Source organism: Thiocapsa roseopersicina (assembly GCF_900106925.1).
Taxonomy (GTDB): domain Bacteria; phylum Pseudomonadota; class Gammaproteobacteria; order Chromatiales; family Chromatiaceae; genus Thiocapsa; species Thiocapsa roseopersicina.
The window spans coordinates 43,629-60,414 of sequence record NZ_FNNZ01000017.1 but is presented as its reverse complement, the minus strand read 5'-3'; the positions used below and the strand labels follow the sequence as shown (position 1 = coordinate 60,414).

At 64.6% G+C, this 16,786-nt stretch carries 17 protein-coding genes; 5 read left to right on the top strand and 12 right to left on the bottom strand.

What is annotated here, in order from left to right; translation table 11 throughout:
- Window positions 1-9: 9 nt before the first annotated feature.
- The 4 genes from BLV04_RS16820 to BLV04_RS16805 all read right to left on the bottom strand — a co-directional run bounded on the left by BLV04_RS16820 (window position 10) and on the right by BLV04_RS16805 (window position 1,605).
- Window positions 10-405, bottom strand: coding sequence for a Rieske (2Fe-2S) protein (locus tag BLV04_RS16820; protein WP_093034799.1), 396 nt, complete (start codon window positions 403-405; stop codon window positions 10-12).
- 3 nt (window positions 406-408) lie between these two features.
- Window positions 409-603: a hypothetical protein gene (locus BLV04_RS16815; protein WP_093034796.1), complete on the bottom strand. Its 195-nt coding sequence runs from the start codon at window positions 601-603 to the stop codon at window positions 409-411.
- Window positions 600-827, bottom strand: a complete 228-nt coding sequence (locus tag BLV04_RS16810; protein WP_093034793.1) for a hypothetical protein — start codon at window positions 825-827, stop codon at window positions 600-602. The genes BLV04_RS16815 and BLV04_RS16810 overlap by 4 nt, the downstream gene beginning before the upstream one ends.
- Window positions 828-1,320: 493 nt before the next feature.
- Window positions 1,321-1,605, bottom strand: a complete 285-nt coding sequence (locus BLV04_RS16805) for a hypothetical protein (RefSeq protein ID WP_093034789.1) — start codon at window positions 1,603-1,605, stop codon at window positions 1,321-1,323.
- A 263-nt stretch (window positions 1,606-1,868) separates the two neighbouring features.
- On the opposite strand from BLV04_RS16805, the gene BLV04_RS16795 reads away from it, so the two are divergent.
- Window positions 1,869-2,714, top strand: a complete 846-nt coding sequence (locus tag BLV04_RS16795; protein WP_093034783.1) for a PA4780 family RIO1-like protein kinase — start codon at window positions 1,869-1,871, stop codon at window positions 2,712-2,714.
- A 69-nt stretch (window positions 2,715-2,783) separates the two neighbouring features.
- On the opposite strand, the gene BLV04_RS16790 is transcribed toward BLV04_RS16795, so the two are convergent.
- The 5 genes from BLV04_RS16790 to BLV04_RS16770 form a co-directional block, all read right to left on the bottom strand.
- Window positions 2,784-5,936: an efflux RND transporter permease subunit gene (locus BLV04_RS16790; protein WP_093034780.1), complete on the bottom strand. Its 3,153-nt coding sequence runs from the start codon at window positions 5,934-5,936 to the stop codon at window positions 2,784-2,786.
- On the bottom strand, window positions 5,933-7,165 hold the full coding sequence (locus tag BLV04_RS16785; protein ID WP_245731929.1) for an efflux RND transporter periplasmic adaptor subunit: 1,233 nt from the start codon (window positions 7,163-7,165) through the stop codon (window positions 5,933-5,935). The genes BLV04_RS16790 and BLV04_RS16785 overlap by 4 nt, the downstream gene beginning before the upstream one ends.
- A gap of 64 nt (window positions 7,166-7,229) precedes the next feature.
- Window positions 7,230-7,568 carry an SET domain-containing protein gene (locus BLV04_RS16780; protein WP_093034772.1) on the bottom strand — a complete coding sequence of 113 codons (339 nt, stop codon included), beginning with the start codon at window positions 7,566-7,568 and terminating at the stop codon, window positions 7,230-7,232.
- A gap of 31 nt (window positions 7,569-7,599) precedes the next feature.
- Window positions 7,600-9,981 (bottom strand): Tex family protein, encoded by a 2,382-nt coding sequence (locus BLV04_RS16775; RefSeq protein ID WP_093034769.1) that lies wholly within the window; start codon window positions 9,979-9,981, stop codon window positions 7,600-7,602.
- A 78-nt stretch (window positions 9,982-10,059) separates the two neighbouring features.
- Complete coding sequence (locus BLV04_RS16770; protein WP_093034766.1) at window positions 10,060-10,275, bottom strand: hypothetical protein; 216 nt, start codon at window positions 10,273-10,275, stop codon at window positions 10,060-10,062.
- A 123-nt stretch (window positions 10,276-10,398) separates the two neighbouring features.
- On the opposite strand from BLV04_RS16770, the gene BLV04_RS16765 reads away from it, so the two are divergent.
- The 4 genes from BLV04_RS16765 (at window position 10,399) to BLV04_RS16750 (ending at window position 13,970) form a co-directional block, all read left to right on the top strand.
- Complete coding sequence (locus tag BLV04_RS16765; RefSeq protein ID WP_093034763.1) at window positions 10,399-11,139, top strand: 4'-phosphopantetheinyl transferase family protein; 741 nt, start codon at window positions 10,399-10,401, stop codon at window positions 11,137-11,139.
- Window positions 11,140-11,251: 112 nt separating this feature from the next.
- A complete protein-coding gene (locus BLV04_RS16760) occupies window positions 11,252-12,064 on the top strand; it encodes an undecaprenyl-diphosphate phosphatase (RefSeq protein ID WP_093034760.1) in 813 nt (270 codons plus the stop codon).
- Window positions 12,065-12,070: 6 nt separating this feature from the next.
- Window positions 12,071-12,703, top strand: a complete 633-nt coding sequence (locus tag BLV04_RS16755) for a DedA family protein (protein WP_093034757.1) — start codon at window positions 12,071-12,073, stop codon at window positions 12,701-12,703.
- Between the two features lie 64 nt (window positions 12,704-12,767).
- Window positions 12,768-13,970 (top strand): alkaline phosphatase family protein, encoded by a 1,203-nt coding sequence (locus tag BLV04_RS16750; RefSeq protein ID WP_093034754.1) that lies wholly within the window; start codon window positions 12,768-12,770, stop codon window positions 13,968-13,970.
- Between the two features lie 203 nt (window positions 13,971-14,173).
- On the opposite strand, the gene BLV04_RS16745 is transcribed toward BLV04_RS16750, so the two are convergent.
- The 3 genes from BLV04_RS16745 to sufC all read right to left on the bottom strand — a co-directional run bounded on the left by BLV04_RS16745 (window position 14,174) and on the right by sufC (window position 16,761).
- Window positions 14,174-14,578: an SUF system Fe-S cluster assembly protein gene (locus tag BLV04_RS16745; RefSeq protein ID WP_093034939.1), complete on the bottom strand. Its 405-nt coding sequence runs from the start codon at window positions 14,576-14,578 to the stop codon at window positions 14,174-14,176.
- Window positions 14,579-14,683: 105 nt separating this feature from the next.
- Window positions 14,684-16,009: a Fe-S cluster assembly protein SufD gene (gene sufD, locus BLV04_RS16740; RefSeq protein WP_093034751.1), complete on the bottom strand. Its 1,326-nt coding sequence runs from the start codon at window positions 16,007-16,009 to the stop codon at window positions 14,684-14,686.
- Complete coding sequence (gene sufC / locus BLV04_RS16735) at window positions 16,006-16,761, bottom strand: Fe-S cluster assembly ATPase SufC (protein WP_093034936.1); 756 nt, start codon at window positions 16,759-16,761, stop codon at window positions 16,006-16,008. The genes sufD and sufC overlap by 4 nt, the downstream gene beginning before the upstream one ends.
- Window positions 16,762-16,786 lie beyond the last annotated feature (25 nt).

Below are 16,786 nucleotides of genomic sequence, written 5' to 3'. Positions count from 1 at the left end.
GGGGTCAGATCAAGTCGGGCTCGTCACGCGTTTGTCGACGAGGTAGACCTGACCGTCGATCTCCATGGAGCGCAACGGCTCGAGTCGTTCGCCCGAGCACAACACACTCAAGGATTCACCGGTCGTCGGGTCATAGACAATGCCGTGCATGGAGCAGCGCAGGTGCTCGTGTTCTGCATCGAACACCGCGTCGTGCATGCAGTCCAGACGCCGCACCATGTGCACGCATTGATTCAAGTAGGCGAAGACCTGGCCGCCATGTCGCAGCACGATGGCGCTCTGCGGCTCGTGCTTGAACAGCACGGGGATGATGCGATGCTGACGATCCGTCAGATCAGCGCTGGCACAGACCAGCAGCTTGCGTTTGTCGAGCGCCGAAGCGCCCGGGGTTGGTGTCGTGCTCACCGTTCAGGACCCCTGGTTCGCATTCAGATGGGCGGCCAGGGCGCTGTCCAGGGTCACGGCATGCACGGTAAACCACCCCGGCAAATGGTCGCACACACCGACTCGGCCCATGGCGTTGAGCTCGCTATAAACGCGATCCATCTCCCGCACACCCGGGCGGAAGCGGGTGTCGACGGGATCGATCGGGAGCCCGCTCATTGCTGCTGCTCCCGGCGATGGGCGATGGTCTTGAACAGCTTGCGCGCGACGTAGGTGGCGAACTCCTCGCTGTTGTCGTAGCCATAGTCCATCGCCAGATTCGCCAGCTCGTCGATGGATGCACGTAGTCGGGCGATCTCGCTCGATTCTCGGCCGCAAGTCAGACAGCGCTCGCCATTGTCGCGGCAGGCGTTCTTGCCATGACAGGGTACGAAACGGGCCATGGCTCACCTCACTCCGAGTCGGGTGGCGAATGCCTGCCGGCCTACGCTGCAGCAGCGGGCCCGGGCGTACCGCAGGGCATCGCCTCGAGCATCGGAGACATCCGCGCTCGAGTTGCGTAAGACCGGGACTGCTTCCGTCTGCGCTCTCGGTTTCCGGGTGAGAGTTGGTGCCATGCGATCGATCTGCGCTGCTGTTTGCTTAGGCTGCCAACAGCAAACGACGGGCCAATAATCGTGAACTATTTTTCAATGACCTACCGGGAAATACGGCCCGTTGCGAGGGCGACGTGTCGCATTCGCGACAAGGACCGGTCCAAGGTCAGCCACGGCGGGTGACTCTATCGCCACATCCGGTTCGCCCTCAGGCGCTGAAGCGGTCCCGCGGCACCAGCGGATGCGCGCCGGCGACCGAGGTGCCAAGCGGCGTTGGCCATTGCCGACCACGAGACAGCGTGCCGGGTGACCGAGAAGACCTTTTGAAAGCAACAGCATCTCATCTCGGCTCGGCCTCCTCGGCCAGGATGCCGTTTCGCACCAACACACGATGGATCTTGCGGGCGGTCTTGGCCAGACGCGACAGGTCTGCAAGACTCGGCCGGTCTCCCTCGGCGAGCCGCTGCTCCCATGCCGCCAGCTCTCCCTCCAGATAGTCCAGCAGCTTTTGCGAGCAGCCGGAGCAGTCGCCGCTGCAGACGCGCGCCTGCGCCGCGTCGAACGGGATCGCGGCGCGCACCTCCTCGATGAGCCGTTGCATGGCGGTTCGGGTGTCCGGTTTCATGATGCGCTCGTTTCTTCGGACGCCTACGCCCCTCATGCGAAGACCCCGGCGCAGGAAGCGCGGGCCAACGTGTTAATCTTGGCCGAGGCCGTCCCGATCGAGCCCCTCCTCCCGCGCTGTCGGGTCGAGCGTCCGTCGCAATTCCCGGTCATCAACTCAACGAATATCGCTCGAACGCCGTCGACGGTCATTAGAGCACCGAGAAACTGCTCTTGGGCGGTGCCGATGTCGCCCGGATTTTGCCCTTTCACATCAGGATGTCTATGAAAATCCCAAAACGGCTGGAGCCGCTGGTCCGCGACGGTCTCATCGACGAGGTGATCCGGCCGCTCAAGAGCGGCAAGGAAGCCGCAGTCTATGTCGTGCATGCCGATGGCGCGGTGCGCTGTGCCAAGGTCTACAAGGAAGCCAATCAACGGGGTTTTCATAAGCAGGTCTTGTACAGCGAAGGACGTAAGGTGCGAAACAGTCGACAGGCGCGCGCCATGGCGAAAGGCTCTCGTTACGGACGCCAACAGCAGGAAGACGTTTGGCAGAATACCGAGGTCGATGCCCTATACCGCCTGGCCGCTGCGGGTGTGCGTGTTCCCAAGCCTCACCTCTATGTCGAAGGCGTCTTGCTGATGGAGCTCGTCACCGACGACGAGGGTAATGCGGCGCCAAGGCTCAATGATCTGGACCTGACGGGCGAGCAGGCGCTTCGCTACCACGAGATCCTGCTCAAGGATGTGGTGCGCATGCTGTGCAGCGGGCTCGTCCACGGCGATCTCTCGGAATTCAACATCCTGGTGGACCAGTATGGCCCCGTGATCATCGACCTTCCGCAAGCGGTCGATGCGGCGGCCAACAACAATGCCGCGCGAATGCTGGAGCGCGATGTCGGAAACCTGGCGTCCTACTTCGGTCAATTTGCCCCGGAGCTGCTCTCGACCAGCTATGCGAAAGAGATCTGGTACATCTACGAGAGCGGCGCTCTGACCCCCGAGATCAAATTGACCGGGCACTTCAAAGGCACCAATAAAGAAGTCGACATCGACAGCATCATGCGAGAGATCGACGATGCGCGCGACGATGCGATCAGGCGTCGCCAGGGGCGCGAGGAGGCTTGATGGTCGCTTCGCACTGCGCGCGGCATCGCGCGCGGAGCGCCGGGAAAGACGCGACACCCACGGCAAGGATCACGCCCGTGCGGGGCTTACCTTGAAGAACCGGCCCAAGCGTCCATGCACGCTGTCGTGAATCGAGAGCAGCGCCGGGATGACGAGCAGGACCAGAATCGTCGCGAAGCCGAGCCCGAAGGCGATCGACGTCACCATGGGGATGAGGAACTGCGCCTGGACCGATTTTTCGAAGAGCAGCGGCGTCAGGCCGGCGATCGTGGTCAAGGAGGTCAAGAGCACGGCCCGTAGTCGCTGCGAAGCGGCCTCGATCAGCGCCTCGCGGCTGGCAACACCTTGGTCGAGCTGCTCCTGATAGAACTTGACCAAGATGATGGAGTCATTGACCACGATTCCGGACAGGCCGAACATCCCGAAGAGCGAGAGAATCGTCACGTCGATTCCGATCAGCCAGTGACCGAAGAGTGCTCCGGTCAAGCCGAACGGGATGGCCGTCATGACCACCAAGGGCCATCCGTAGGACGAAAAGACCCAGGCCAGGATCACGTAGATCAGGATCAGACCCAGAATCAGCCCCTTGCGCATATCCGCGAAGGTCTCGCGCTGATCCGCGGAACGGCCCTCGAACGAGTAGCTGATCCCGTAGGCGGACTGAAGCTCCGGAAGCGTCGACGAAATCAGGCCCTCGATGATGGTGCCGACGTTGTTCACGTCCGAGTCGACGTCCGCGGAAACCTCGACCGCCAGCTTGCCTTCGGCGTGCCGCAGGATCTCGAAACCACGCCGCGAGTGCCATTCGGCGACGGTCGTCAGCGGGACCGATGTGCCGTCGGCGAGGCGGATATTGATGCGCTCCAGGGTCCCGAGACGCTCTCGCTCGTTCCTCGGCAGCTTGACCCGGACCTCGACCTCGTCGGCGCCGTCCTGGAAGATCTGAACCAGTTGTCCTTCGAAGGCGGTCCGCAATTGGGTGCCCAACTCCGCGACCGTGAGACCCAGCGCCTCCCCGGCGGGGGTGAGCGAGTAGATGATCTGCTCGCGACCGAAGGCCATGTCGTCCTCGACGGCCGTCACGCCGGGAAGCCCCTTGATCACCTCCGAGATGTCGAGTGCGGCGGCCTTCAGGGTCTCGGCATCGGCCCCGAAGAGCCGCACCGTCAAGTCGCGGCCGGGCGGTCCCGCGCGTCGCGAGGCAATGGTGAAGCCTTCGAGCCCGGCAGGCAGCGTGATGCGCTCACGCCAGGCCCGAATGAACTCCTCGTTGCGAACGTCGCGGGCATCGGGTGCGATCAGCTCAACCTGCAGCGCACCGAGCTGGTCGGCCGCCGAGCCGCTGCCGCTGTCGGCCTTGGAGCCGTGCAGCGCGATCGCCAGGTTCACCAGCTTGCCCTGATCGAAGGCACGCTCGGTCTCCCACAGCGTGTCCTCGAGCTGCTCGATCAGCGCGTCGACTTGGGCACGCGGCGTGCCGGCGACGAAGGTTGCGTTCGCCGTGATGATCTGACCCTCGGGGGTCGGGAAGAAGACAAAGGCCAGTCGCCCTCCCGCCAACAATCCGACAGCGATCATCAAGGCCGCAACTGCCCCGGCGATGGTCACGAAGCGGTGGTGCACGGCCAAGGTCACCAGGGGGCGAAAGGCCCGATCCCGGAACCACTCGAAGCCCCGATCAAGCCGCCCCCGGAACGAATCCGGCGTGACCTTGTGGGCATGGACGAAGGCGCTGCGCAGATGGCTCGGCAACACCAGCATGCTTTCCAGGAGCGAGGCGAGGATGACGGCGACGATGACCAGCGGGATCACGTTCAGGATGTTGCCGATCGTCCCGCCGACCAACATCAGCGGGAGAAACGCAGCGATGGTCGTCAGCGAGGAGGCGACCACCGGGGCCATCATCCGACGCACACCGCCCTCGGCCGCGAGCAGAGGGTCCTCGCCCATCTGATGATGCGCCATGGCGTCCTCGCCGACGACGATGGCGTCGTCCACGATGATCCCCAGCGCCATGATGAGCGCGAACAGGCTCATCATGTTGATGCTGCCGCCGGCCAGATAGAGGATGTAGAGGGTCGCGAGAAAGGACACGGGGATGCCCCAGGCGACCCAGAAGGCGACGCGACCGCTCAGAAACAGGTACAGGATCGCGACCACGGCGACGAGACCGGTCGCGCCGTTGTTGACGAGCAGCATGATGCGATCGCGGATCAGCTCCCAGGAGGCATCGTAGACGACCAGCTCGACCCCCGGCGGCAGCAAGGGACGCGTCTCGGCGAGCCACTCGTCGAGCACCTTTGCCGCTGCGAGCGAGTTACCCGTCTCGGCCCGCTGCAGGACCATCTCGACCGCCGGGCTGCCGTTCATCGAGAGCTGCAGCGTGGAGTCGCGCGGCACCCGCTCGATCTCGGCGATGTCGCCGAGCTGCAGATTCAGCGTCTCCTCGGTCTTGATGGGAATCTCGCCGAACTCCAGGCTGTCGCGCCGCTTGTCGAGGCTGCGCAGCTCGCGCGTCGCCTCGCCGCGCCCGATCGCACCGGCGGGCAGATCCCTGCTGAAGGCGTCGACTCGCTCGCCGATCTGCGGCAGACCCAGCCCCAGCTCTTCGAGTCGCGCCTGCTCGATTTGGATACTGATCTCTTCGAGCGGAAGGCCGCGGATCTCCACCTTGTCGATCCCGCGCTCCAACAGCTCCGATTCGAAGCGACGCGCCAGATGACGCATCTCGTCCGGACGCTCGAGCCCGGTCAGAACCAACCGCGCCACGGACTCGTAGCGGTTGACAAGCGCAACCTCGGGCTTCTCGGCGTCCTGAGGAAGATTGCGGAAATCGTCGACCAAGCGGCGGACATTGTCCAACGCCAGCAAGGGATCGACGCCCTCCTCGAACTCGATCGTGATCGCCGAGATCCCTTGGGTGGAGGTGGAGGTCATCTTGCGCAGGCTGTCGACCGAGCGCAGGCGCTGCTCCAGGGGATTGGTGATACCGTCCTCGATGTCCTCGGCGCTCGCGCCCGTCCAGACGACCCGCACCGTCACCACGTCCAGATCGAAGCTCGGGAAGAACTGTACGTTCAGGCGATCCAGAGCGAAGATCCCGCTCAGGATCATGATCGCCATCAGGAGGTTGGCCGCGACCTTGTGGTGGGCAAACAGACCGATGATGTCGTTCTGATGACCCTTGATCACCTTCTCCTTGGCGGGTCTGCTGTTCGTCACTGCACCGTCTCCACCCGCAACCCATCGATAGCGTTCGGCATGTGGGTCACGATCAGGCGGTCCCCGGCAGCGAGATCGGGCGCCTGCACCAGCAGACGCTCCTCGCCCGTCTCGGTGAACCAGCTCCCCAGACTGCGCACGGGCACGCCTTTCATCCGCCCGTCGACGAGCTTGTAGACGCGATCACCGCCGTAGACTGCACCGAAGGGGGCCGGCACCGCGCCATCCTGCGGCGGTCGGTCCAGGCGCAACGAGATCATCTGACCGGCGCGCAGAAGGCCTGCCTCGTCCTCGACATCGAAAAGACCGTCGATGCCGCTGGCGCTTGCCTCCCCGGCGAGCCGCTCCAGCGAGAGCTTGAGCGAGCGCTCCCCGATGGTGGCGGTGGCGGGCAGTCGGCCCTCCTCCTGCAGCGAGGCGGTCAGCTCCGCCTGAAAGGGCGCCGGAATCCGCGCGCGGACCTCCAGGCTGTCGATTGCATAGAGCGTCAAGAGGACATCGTCCTTGCGCACCTGATCACCCGCCGTGACCGAGACCTTGGCGATGATGGCATCGTAGGGTGCGACCACCGGAGCACGCTCGAGCTCGAGCGCGATCTCCTCTAGACGGGCCCGGGCACTCGAGAGTCTCGCTTCGAGGGCGCGTTGACGCGCCGGAAAATCCGCGATGCTCATCTCGCGGTTGCTCACGGCCAGCGCTTGGCGGGCCAATTCCTGCTCGGCGATATCCAGGTCGGTTTGGGAGCCGACCCTCTGCTTGGTCAGCTGCGAGGCGCGCTCGACGCCGTCTTGGGCGATGGCGAGCAGCTTGCGCTCCTGCTCGAGCGCGGCGAGATCAGTCTCGTGCCCGGTGCGCTCGCTTTCGACCTGCGCCTCCAACTCGTCGAGCTGGGCCCGGGCCTGTGCGAGACGGAAGCTGAAGTCACGCGGATCGAGCTCCACCAGAAGCTGTCCTGCCTCGACTCGATCGCCCTCGCGCACCAGCACCCGAGCGACCCGCGCCTGTGCGGAAGCCGCCGCGCGCAGGAGATCAGGCGTCTGGACACTGCCGTAGAGCTCGAGCCCAGGCGAGAGCCGACGCGGCTCCACCGTTTCGGCCTCGATTCGCCAGACGCGCTCGTTGATCTCCGCCGGCGGACGTTCGGGCCGGGTCTGCTTGAGATACTGAAAAACTCCGAAACCGACGGCGAGAATCAGGACGGGCAAGAAAAACTTGGACAGGCGCTTCACGGTGGCTCGCGGAGTTACGGCTAGGGTGGCTAGTGTCGGGGCACGCTGTGCCCAAAGCAACTCGTCAGCCGGCGCCGCTGTAGTCGAAGGTGAGCTCTTCGTCGACTGCGATTGCGCGCAGGGCGTAGAGATCGAAGCCGTCGAGTTCGGCGTTCGGGTCGTCGCTGTGGTTCAACCAGCGCAGGAGGTTGCGCACCTCGCGACCGGTGAGGACGTTGCCCTCGCTGTCGTAGGTCCAAAGCACGTAGGTACCATCTCGGTCCACCTCGGGGCCTTCGAAGGTGCCGATGAAGTCGCCGCTGCGAAACGCGATCTTGGCGAAGCAGCCTTGGCCGTGAATCGGCGAGGCGGCGCGGTAGACACGTGTGTGCAGCAGGTCGTCGGCGGAGGAAGAGCGGGCCATCCAGGGCTCGATCGCGTCGCGTTACGCGGCCTCAACGGCGCTTGGCCTTGGCGAAGGCATCCGCCATCGTTCCGCCGCCGGGGGCCTCGGACGCTGCGGGCGCCTTCGCGCGAGCCGCACCTCGTCCGTCGGATGCCGGGCGTGCATCGGCCGAGCGGCCGGGCCGACCCGGCGGGATGTGTGCCCTCGGGCGCGGTTCGCGACCCTGCGACCGGCTGTCGGAGGCGTCGCCGGCCGTGCGCTCGGGCGCGACATCGCCCAGACGCATGCTCAGCGCGATGCGTTTGCGCACGAGATCGACCTCCATCACCTTCACCTTCACGAGGTCGCCTGACTTGACCACCGCATGCGGATCCTTGACGAAGCGATCGGCCAAGGCGGAGATGTGCACCAGGCCGTCTTGATGGACCCCGACGTCCACGAAGGCGCCGAAGTTGGTCACGTTGGTGACGGTACCCTCCAGGATCATGTCGGGCTTGAGATCCTTGAGCGTCTCAACGCCCTCCTTGAGCTGAGCGGTCTTGAACTCGGGGCGTGGGTCGCGGCCGGGTTTCTCCAGCTCGGCGAGGATGTCCTTCACGGTGGGCAGGCCAAAGCGCTCGTCGGTGAAGCGGGCGGGATCCAGGCGGCGCAGGGTCGCGCTGTCGCCGATCAGCGCGGTGATGGGTTTGCCGGTTTCCGCAAGGATGTTGCGCACCAGCGGATAGGCCTCCGGGTGAACGGCAGACGCGTCCAGCGGCTCGTCGCCGTCGCGCACGCGCAGGAAACCCGCACTCTGTTGGAACGCCTTCTCGCCGAAGCGGGGGACCGCCATCAGGCGTTTGCGGTTGGGAAAGGCCCCGTTGGTCTCGCGAAACTGAACGATATTCTCGGCCAGAGTGCGGTTGAGTCCCGAGACTTGTGTCAGCAGCGGCACGGAGGCGGTGTTCAGATCCACCCCGACGGCGTTCACGCAGTCCTCCACCACGGTATCCAGGGCACGCGCGAGTCTGGGCTGATTCACGTCGTGCTGGTACTGACCGACACCGATCGCCTTGGGATCGATCTTGACCAGCTCGGCGAGCGGATCCTGCAGCCGGCGTGCGATCGAGACCGCGCCGCGCAGCGAGACATCCAGCTCGGGCAGCTCTTTGGAGGCGAATTCGGAGGCCGAATAGACCGAGGCGCCCGCCTCGCTCACGACGAGCGAGCGCAGGCCGAGCTCCGGGTGGCGCTGGATCAGCTCGCGCACCAGCCGGTCGGTCTCGCGCGAGCCGGTGCCGTTGCCGATACTCACGAGCTTCACCCCGTGCTGCTTCGACAACTGGGCGAGACGCGCGATGGAGGCATCCCATTGGTTCTTCGGCACATGCGGATAGATGGTGTCGGTCGCCGCCACACGCCCGGTGCCGTCGACGATGGCGACCTTCACCCCGGTGCGCAGTCCGGGATCCAGCCCGAGTGTCGCAAGCCGGCCCGCCGGGGCCGCCAACAAGAGCGCCTTAAGGTTGAGCCCGAAGACGCGGATCGCCTCCTCTTCGGACGCCTCCAGCATCCGGCCTTTGAACTCTAAATCGAGACGCGTCAGCAGCTTGATCCGCCAGGTCTTGCGGACCGTTTCGATCAGCCAGTCGTCGCCGGGGCGCCCGGCCTGGCGAACCCCGAAGCGCGAGGCGATCAGACCGCGACAGACGGCGTCCGGATCATCGCCCTCCCCGGCCAACAGCTCCAGGTGCAGGACGCCTTGGTTGCGCCCGCGGAACAAGGCCAGCGCACGGTGCGATGGAATGCGCGCAAGCGGCTCGCGATAGTCGAAATAATCCGAGAACTTATTGCCCTCTTCTTCCTTGCCGGGCATCACCTTGGAGACCAGAATGCCCTGCTGCCAGAGGTGATCGCGCAGACGCCCGGTCAGCTCGGGATCCTCGGCGAAACGCTCCATCAGGATCTGACGCGCGCCTTCCAATGCCGCGGCGATGTCCTCCACGCCCTTGGGCGAATCCACATAGGACGCCGCGCGCGATTCGGGCAACGCGCTCGGATCCGCGAGCAGCGCATCGGCCAAGGGCTCGAGCCCCGCCTCGCGCGCGATCTGGGCCTTGGTGCGCCGCTTAGGCTTGAAAGGCAGGTAAAGGTCTTCTAAGCGCTGCTTGGTCTCGGCGCCGACGATCTCGGCTTGGAGCTCCGGCGTCAGCTTGCCCTGCTCCTCGATGCTCTTGAGCACGGTCGCGCGACGCTCGTTCAGATCGCGCAGATAGACCAGGCGTTCTTCGAGTAAGCGTAACTGGATGTCGTCCAGCCCCCCCGTGGCCTCTTTGCGATAGCGTGCGATGAAGGGCACGGTTGCGCCTTCGTCGAGCAGTCGGATGGCGGCCTCGACCTGTTCGGGTCGAGCGGCAAGCTCCTGGCTGAGGGTCCGGGTGATGTCGGTCATGCGCGATAGGTTCCGATGCGGCGGATCAGGATGGATGGCGGCGGCAGCATACACCCCCGACGCGAAGGGCGCAGGCGCTCAGGACGGCGGCAGTCGACAGGTATCGCCGTAGACGGCCATGATCTGCTTGAGCTCGCGCAGCAGGGTTCGGCACTCCTCCTCGCTCAGATCACGTGTCTCGGGCAGCTGCACCCCGGCTTCCAAGGCGGCGATGTCTTGCCTGACCTGATTGCAACCCTTCGTGCACACCGCCTCGATGCGCGCATCCACACGACACTGCTCATGAGTCTGCAAGGCCCTGGCCTCCGGCGGGGAGCGAGATGGTCCGACAGCCGGGCGTATACCCAGAGAGACCGGGGCGCCCAGTTTGTCGAGTGTTTGTCGATTATAGGAAGATGACGACGGAGGTCACAACGCATGTCGACGCAAAGACAGGATGAAGACGGCGCGATAACGGCCCCTCCGACGATCGATTGGACGGCCGGGCCGAGCCGTTGCGAGATCCGATCGGGTGCCCTGCATCTATGGCGAATCCGCACGGATGCGCACGGGATCGAGCTTGAGCACGCTCTGAGCCTGCTCGGCGAGCACCAGCGCGCGCGCGCGGCGCGGATGCGCCATCTGCCCTATCGCGAGCGCTATGTCCGCGCCCACGCCGGACTGCGCGAGATCCTCTCGCGCTACCTCGACGCGCCGCCGGGGTCGCTCCGCTTCGACTATGGTGCGGCCGGCAAGCCCGCTCTTGCAGGCGCAGTGCTGCCGCTCTCGTTCAATCTGACGACGACCGGCGATCTGGCCTTGGTGGGTGTTTGCGCCGGGAGCGGGCCGAGTGAGGAAATCGGCGTGGACTGCGAGCTGATCCGCCCGCGACGCGATATCGAGGCGGTTGCGCAGCGGATGTTCGCGCCCGAGACCGTGCACGCCATCAAGGCCGCTCCGCCGCCCGAGCGCCTCGCACGCTTCTACCGTGCCTGGACCGCACTCGAGGCGGATGCCAAGGCCGACGGTCGCGGACTCTTCCGGCCCCGACCCGCCGGCGCACAACCGCCGGCCGTTCTGCATTGCATCCCGGAAGCCGGCTATATCGCTGCGATTGCGCGCGAGACCCTGCCGCCGGTGTCGGACTGGTCGACGCTCTATCTGCTGCCGCAGGCATGATCGGCGCCTGCCAGAGCGTCGTCGATCGGTCGATGAGGTCGCGCAAGATCGCAGCGAAAGGTCCGGCACGCCGCGTATAATCCGCGCCTTCAATCCCGAGGAGCGCCGTTCGTTGGAAACTATTCAGATCGTCTTACTTGCGTTCGTTCAAGGCATTACGGAGTTCTTGCCGATCTCGAGCTCGGGACATCTGATCCTGACGCCGCTCCTCTTCGGCTACGAGCTGCAGAGTCTCGCTTTCGATGTCGCGTTGCATCTCGGCACGCTCGCCGCGGTGATGCTCTATTTCAGACGCGAGATCGTGACCATGACGATCGCCGTGCTGCAGTCGCTGCGCACGCGCAGATTCGACGCGCCCGACGCTCGACTCGGCTGGATGATCATCCTCGCCACCCTGCCGGTGATCGTGCTGGGACTGCCGCTGAAATCGGTGCTCGAGGTGCTGCGCGAAGACGCGACCCTGGTTGCACTGGTGGTTGCGGCCACCAGCATCGGCTTCGGGTTGCTGCTGTGGTGGGCGGACTTCAGCAGAAAACGCGCGCGCGACGAATACAGCGTCGGCTGGAAGGCGGCCCTGTTCGTCGGCGTCATGCAGGCGGTCGCGATCATTCCGGGGACCTCGCGCTCGGGCATCACCATCACGGCGGCGCTCATGCTCGGGCTGACCCGCAAGGCGGCTTCGCGCTTCTCGTTCCTGCTGGCGATCCCGACGATCATCATGGCCGGCGGGCTCGAAACGCTCGATCTGCTGCAGGCCGGCGAGCCGGTCGACTGGATGTCGCTGTTGCTCGGCGCGGCACTCTCGTTCATCGTCGCCTACCTGACCATTCATTACTTTCTGAAATTCATCGAGCGCATCAGCATGCTCCCCTTCGTGATCTACCGGATCCTGCTGGGCGCCGTCATCCTGATACTGGTGTGGTGATCCGCTATGAGTCTCGAAGCCGAAATCGCGACGACCTTGACCTCCGGGATCGCAAGCCTGCAGCCGATCCTCGATCGCTACGGACTCTGGGCACTCTTTGTCGCCTGCATGGCCGAAGGATTCGGGATCCCGCTGCCGGGACAGACCCTCTTGATCGCCTGCGCACTCTTGGCCGCGACCGGGAAGATGGACATCGTCGTTGTCCTGATCGTGGCGTGGACGGCGACCCAGCTCGGCGACATCATCGGCTATCTGATCGGACGCTATGGGTTGAAGGGGCTGCTCAAACGTGCGTCCAAGCATCGCGAACGCCTGGATAAGGCCGAGGCGGCCTTCGCGCGTTGGGGGATCGGGTTGTTGGTTGTCGCACGCTTTCTCGACGGGTTGCGTCAGACCAGCAATATTGCAGCCGGGGCGCTGCAGATGCCCTGGCTGCGGTTCCTCACGGGAACCATCCTGGGCACCAGTCTCTGGGTCGGCGCCTTCGGGTTCGGGGCCTACACCCTGAAGGAGGACTTCCAACGCATCACCGACGTCATCGAGCCGCTCAGACCCTATGTGCTTGCCTTCTCGGCGGTCTTGATCCTGGCGTTCATCTGGTTCCTGGTGCGCCGTAAATCGGCCGGCCAACACGCCTGAGCCGCGGCAAGTCGCACGGCGGGCTTGGCCATGACCTGAGCAACAACCAACGGGGGGCGGAAGCATGATCAATCCCCAGCCACCGGACGCGCTTGAGATGACACGGCCGGACTACGACGGCGGCGGCATCCTCAATCTGATGAGCAGCATCATCCAGGCCCGCGGCGGGCGGTCCGACGCCCCGAGCCTGCGGGATCTGCCGACGGACGAGCTGGCGCGAGCCACCAATCTGATCCTCTTGGTCATCGACGGTCTCGGCGCCGATTGGCTCGACAAGCGATCTCCCGACGGGATCCTGAGCCGAGCGCGGCGCGCGACCCTCACCTCGGTCTTCCCCTCGACGACGGCCGCCGCGATCCCGACATTTCTGACCGGGGAAGCGCCGTCGGCACACGGACTGACCGGCTGGCATACCTATCTGGGCGAGCTCGGGTGCGTGATGACGGTGCTCCCCGGCACGCCGCGCTTCGGCGGCGTACCCTATCGGCAGGCAGGGATCGATCCGGTCAAGCTCTTCGGGACCACACCGGTCTCCGACCGGATCGCCACCCGCAGCATCTTGGTCTCGCCGGCGCACATCGCCCGCTCGGACTTCAATCGCGCACATCTGGGGCGCGGCGAGCTGGTGACCTTCAAGGGATTGCGCGACATGTTCACCCGCACTGCCGGGGTTCTGCGCGGTTGGGGGCGACGTCGCCGGGAGCCAAAATATCTCTATCTCTATTGGCCGAGACTCGACGCCATCGGTCACGAGCAGGGAATGGAGAGTCCGGCTGCACAGGCACACCTGCATGAGATCGAACAGGAGATCGCCGCCTTCATGCAGGAGATCGCCGATACGGACAGCCTGCTGCTGGTCAGCGCCGATCACGGTCAATTGGATATTCGGCCCGCGGATGCGATCGACCTCGCCGATCATCCGGAGCTCGAAACCCATCTCTTACTTCCGCTGTGCGGCGAGCCGCGTGCGGCCTTTTGCTATCTGCGCTCCGGCCATGCGGAGGCCTTTCGCGACTACTGCAACGATGTGCTCGCGGACCGCGTGGAGCTAGTGGCCAGCGAGCAGCTCGTCGAGGAGGGATTCTTCGGAACGGGGAGACAGCACCCGCGATTCATGGAGCGTGTCGGGGATGCCTGTCTGCTCCCGAAGGGCAACAACGTCGTCCGACAGTGGCTGCCCTTCGAGGAGCCTCACCGTCAGATCGGGGTCCACGGCGGACTCAGCGACGCCGAGCTTCGGGTTCCCTTGTGTCTGCTGCGTACTTAAACCGCGCCCGGTGCGACATGCGTCATTTGTTGAATTGGGTTGGCCGCGCCAGCTCCGACGACTGTCGGAGCTGGCGCGGTTTAAGGTATTAAAAAATTAAATTTTAAACCGCGTCTCACCTAGATCGAGGATAACGCCAAAGCCAAACGCAAAATGAAAATGACGCATGTCGCTCCGGACGCGGTTTAACATGCCGAGCGCCGTTACATCAAACCGAGCTGGAGACGTGCCTCGTCGCTCATGTTCGCCTGACTCCAAGGCGGGTCCCACACCAAGTCGACCTGAATCAGGCCCACACCCTCGACCTTCGAAACGGCATCCTTGACCATGATCGGCATCATGCCGGCGACCGGACAAGCCGGCGCGGTCAGGGTCATGTCGATCGACACATCCCCGACCGGCGAGATGTCGACCCGATAGATCAGACCGAGATCATAGATGTTGATGGGGATCTCCGGATCCTGCACGCTGCGTAGCGCCTCGATGATGGGCTCGCGCAGCTCCTCGGCGTCCATCTGCTCGACCGCGACATCCTCCGTGAGCACGGCCGTGCTCGCACTCTCCTCGTCATGCTTGCCGAAGCCGGCAAAGCGGGCCAGTCTGTTCATGCTCGACCTCTTGACTGCAATTTCCGGTTGAACCGCGTCCGGTGCGACATGCGATGCCTTCATTTCGACTCGACCATCGCCGAGCCCACTGCCTTCGGACGCGGTTTACGTTAAGGGAGCGGTTTCCAGTCGGCGCCCGACCTCCTCCGACACCGCCTCGCGCAGTGCATCGCTATGCAATGCGTCGATGATCTCCTCGGCGAATCCCAAGCAGAGCATGCGGCGTGCAAAGGGTGCGGAGATACCGCGCGAGCGCAGATAAAACAGCTTCTCCGGCTCGATTTGGCCGACCGTCGTGCCGTGACTGCACTTCACGTCGTCGGCGTTGATCTCGAGCTGCGGCTTGGTATCGACCTCCGCGTTCTCGGACAACATGAGATTCTTGTTGGACATGGCCGCGTCGGTCTTCTGCGCGTCCTTGGCCACCACGACCCGGCCGTCGAAGACCGCCCGACCCTTGCCGTAGAGGATGCCCTTGAAGGTCTCGCGACTCGAGCAGGACGGGACCGCGTGATTCACGTCGATGTGGTAGTCCATCAACTGCCGATCGCCCGCGAGATAGAGCCCCTGCAGGTCGCATTCGGCATGCTCGCCGCTGAAGCGGGTCACCAGATCGGTGCGCGCCCAGGCGGCGCCCAGGCCGATATTGACGCCGACATAACGGCTGCCGGCGTCCTGGCTCAGATAGAGACCCGTGATATGGAAGGCGTTCGGGCTCTCGACCTGGATGCGGTCGTGCTTCAGCACGGCGTCGCGCCCGAGCGACAGCTCCAACACCGAGTTGGTGCAGTAGAGCGACTCGCCGAGACTCACATACCGCTCGATCAGGGTTGCCTGCGCACCGTCCGCGAGCGAAACCACATGGCGCGGCTGTGCGACGCGCGGCTCGTCCATCCCGACGGAGAGATGGATCAGCTCGATCGGCCGCTCGAGGATCGCACCGCGGTCCAGCAAGACCACAAGGCCGTCGTCCAGACCTGCCGTGTTCAAGGCAGCAAACAAGGGCTGACTCTCGCCCGCCACGCCGTTGAGGCGCTCGCGCAAGGCATCGGGGTCGCTTGACAACAAGGCCCGCAGACCAGTCACGCGAACACCGCGCGGCAGGTCGCCGAGCGCGGACAGCGACGGCGTAAAACGGCCGTTCACCATCACCACACGATGGCTGTCCAGCTCGGGGATCAGGAGCTCCTCGAAGTCGTGCAACTGCAGCGCGGTGACCTCGTCCTCGACCCGAGCGAACCCCTGCTCGATCAGTCTCTTCAGACTGGTATAGCGCCAAGCTTCTTGCTTGGTACCCGGCACGCCTTGCTCGCGCACTTGGTCCAAGGCGCTGCGCCGCTGCGCCTCGAGCCAATCGAGCCCGGCGCCGACCTCGCCGTCCGCACGAGCGGAAAGCCAGGTGTCGAAGCTGGTGGGCGCAGCACCGTTCATGCCGCCTGCTCCTGCTCAAGGATCCAGCCGTATCCCTTCTCTTCAAGCTCCAGCGCCAGCTCCTTGCCGCCCGAGCGGATGATCCGGCCTTTCGCCAAGACATGGACACGATCGGGCTCGATGTAGTCGAGCAGACGCTGGTAGTGGGTGACCACGATCATGGAACGTTCCGGACTGCGCAGCGCATTGACGCCGTCGGCCACCACGCGAAGGGCGTCTATGTCCAGTCCGGAATCGGTCTCGTCGAGGATCGCGAGCTTGGGCTCGAGCAGCGCCATCTGGAAGATCTCGTTGCGCTTTTTCTCGCCGCCGGAAAATCCGGCGTTGACCGCGCGTTTGAGCAAAGAGTCGTTCAGATGCAGGATCTTCAGCTTCTCCTTGATGAGGCGCAGAAACGACACCGCGTCCAATTCGCTCTCGCCGCGGGCCTTGCGGATGCTGTTGAGTGCGGCCTTCAAGAAATAGGTGTTGTTGACGCCGGGCAGCTCGACCGGATACTGAAAGGCCAGGAAGACGCCCCGGTGCGCGCGCTCTTCGGGCTCGAGCGCAAGCAGATCCTGCCCCTCGAAGGTGACTGAGCCAGCCGTGACCTCATAACCCTCGCGTCCGGACAGGACATGCGAGAAGGTGCTCTTGCCAGAGCCGTTCGGACCCATGATGGCGTGGATCTCACCGGGACCGACTTCCAGGTCGAGTCCCGTCAGGATCTCGTTTTCACCCACGTTGGCCCGCAGGCCCTTGACAGACAACATCATTAAGTCTCCTGATCGATCGCGT

What these genes read in the sequence shown, in the direction of transcription:
- BLV04_RS16815 (WP_093034796.1), bottom strand. Translation starts at nt 603, where the DNA reads ATGAGCGGGCTCCCGATCGATCCCGTCGACACCCGCTTCCGCCCGGGT.
- BLV04_RS16810 (WP_093034793.1), bottom strand. Translation starts at nt 827, where the DNA reads ATGGCCCGTTTCGTACCCTGTCATGGCAAGAACGCCTGCCGCGACAAT.
- BLV04_RS16805 (WP_093034789.1), bottom strand. Translation starts at nt 1,605, where the DNA reads ATGAAACCGGACACCCGAACCGCCATGCAACGGCTCATCGAGGAGGTG.
- BLV04_RS16795 (WP_093034783.1), top strand. Translation starts at nt 1,869, where the DNA reads ATGAAAATCCCAAAACGGCTGGAGCCGCTGGTCCGCGACGGTCTCATC.
- BLV04_RS16780 (WP_093034772.1), bottom strand. Translation starts at nt 7,568, where the DNA reads ATGGCCCGCTCTTCCTCCGCCGACGACCTGCTGCACACACGTGTCTAC.
- BLV04_RS16775 (WP_093034769.1), bottom strand. Translation starts at nt 9,981, where the DNA reads ATGACCGACATCACCCGGACCCTCAGCCAGGAGCTTGCCGCTCGACCC.
- BLV04_RS16765 (WP_093034763.1), top strand. Translation starts at nt 10,399, where the DNA reads ATGTCGACGCAAAGACAGGATGAAGACGGCGCGATAACGGCCCCTCCG.
- BLV04_RS16755 (WP_093034757.1), top strand. Translation starts at nt 12,071, where the DNA reads ATGAGTCTCGAAGCCGAAATCGCGACGACCTTGACCTCCGGGATCGCA.
- BLV04_RS16750 (WP_093034754.1), top strand. Translation starts at nt 12,768, where the DNA reads ATGATCAATCCCCAGCCACCGGACGCGCTTGAGATGACACGGCCGGAC.
- BLV04_RS16745 (WP_093034939.1), bottom strand. Translation starts at nt 14,578, where the DNA reads ATGAACAGACTGGCCCGCTTTGCCGGCTTCGGCAAGCATGACGAGGAG.
- sufD (WP_093034751.1), bottom strand. Translation starts at nt 16,009, where the DNA reads ATGAACGGTGCTGCGCCCACCAGCTTCGACACCTGGCTTTCCGCTCGT.
- sufC (WP_093034936.1), bottom strand. Translation starts at nt 16,761, where the DNA reads ATGTTGTCTGTCAAGGGCCTGCGGGCCAACGTGGGTGAAAACGAGATC.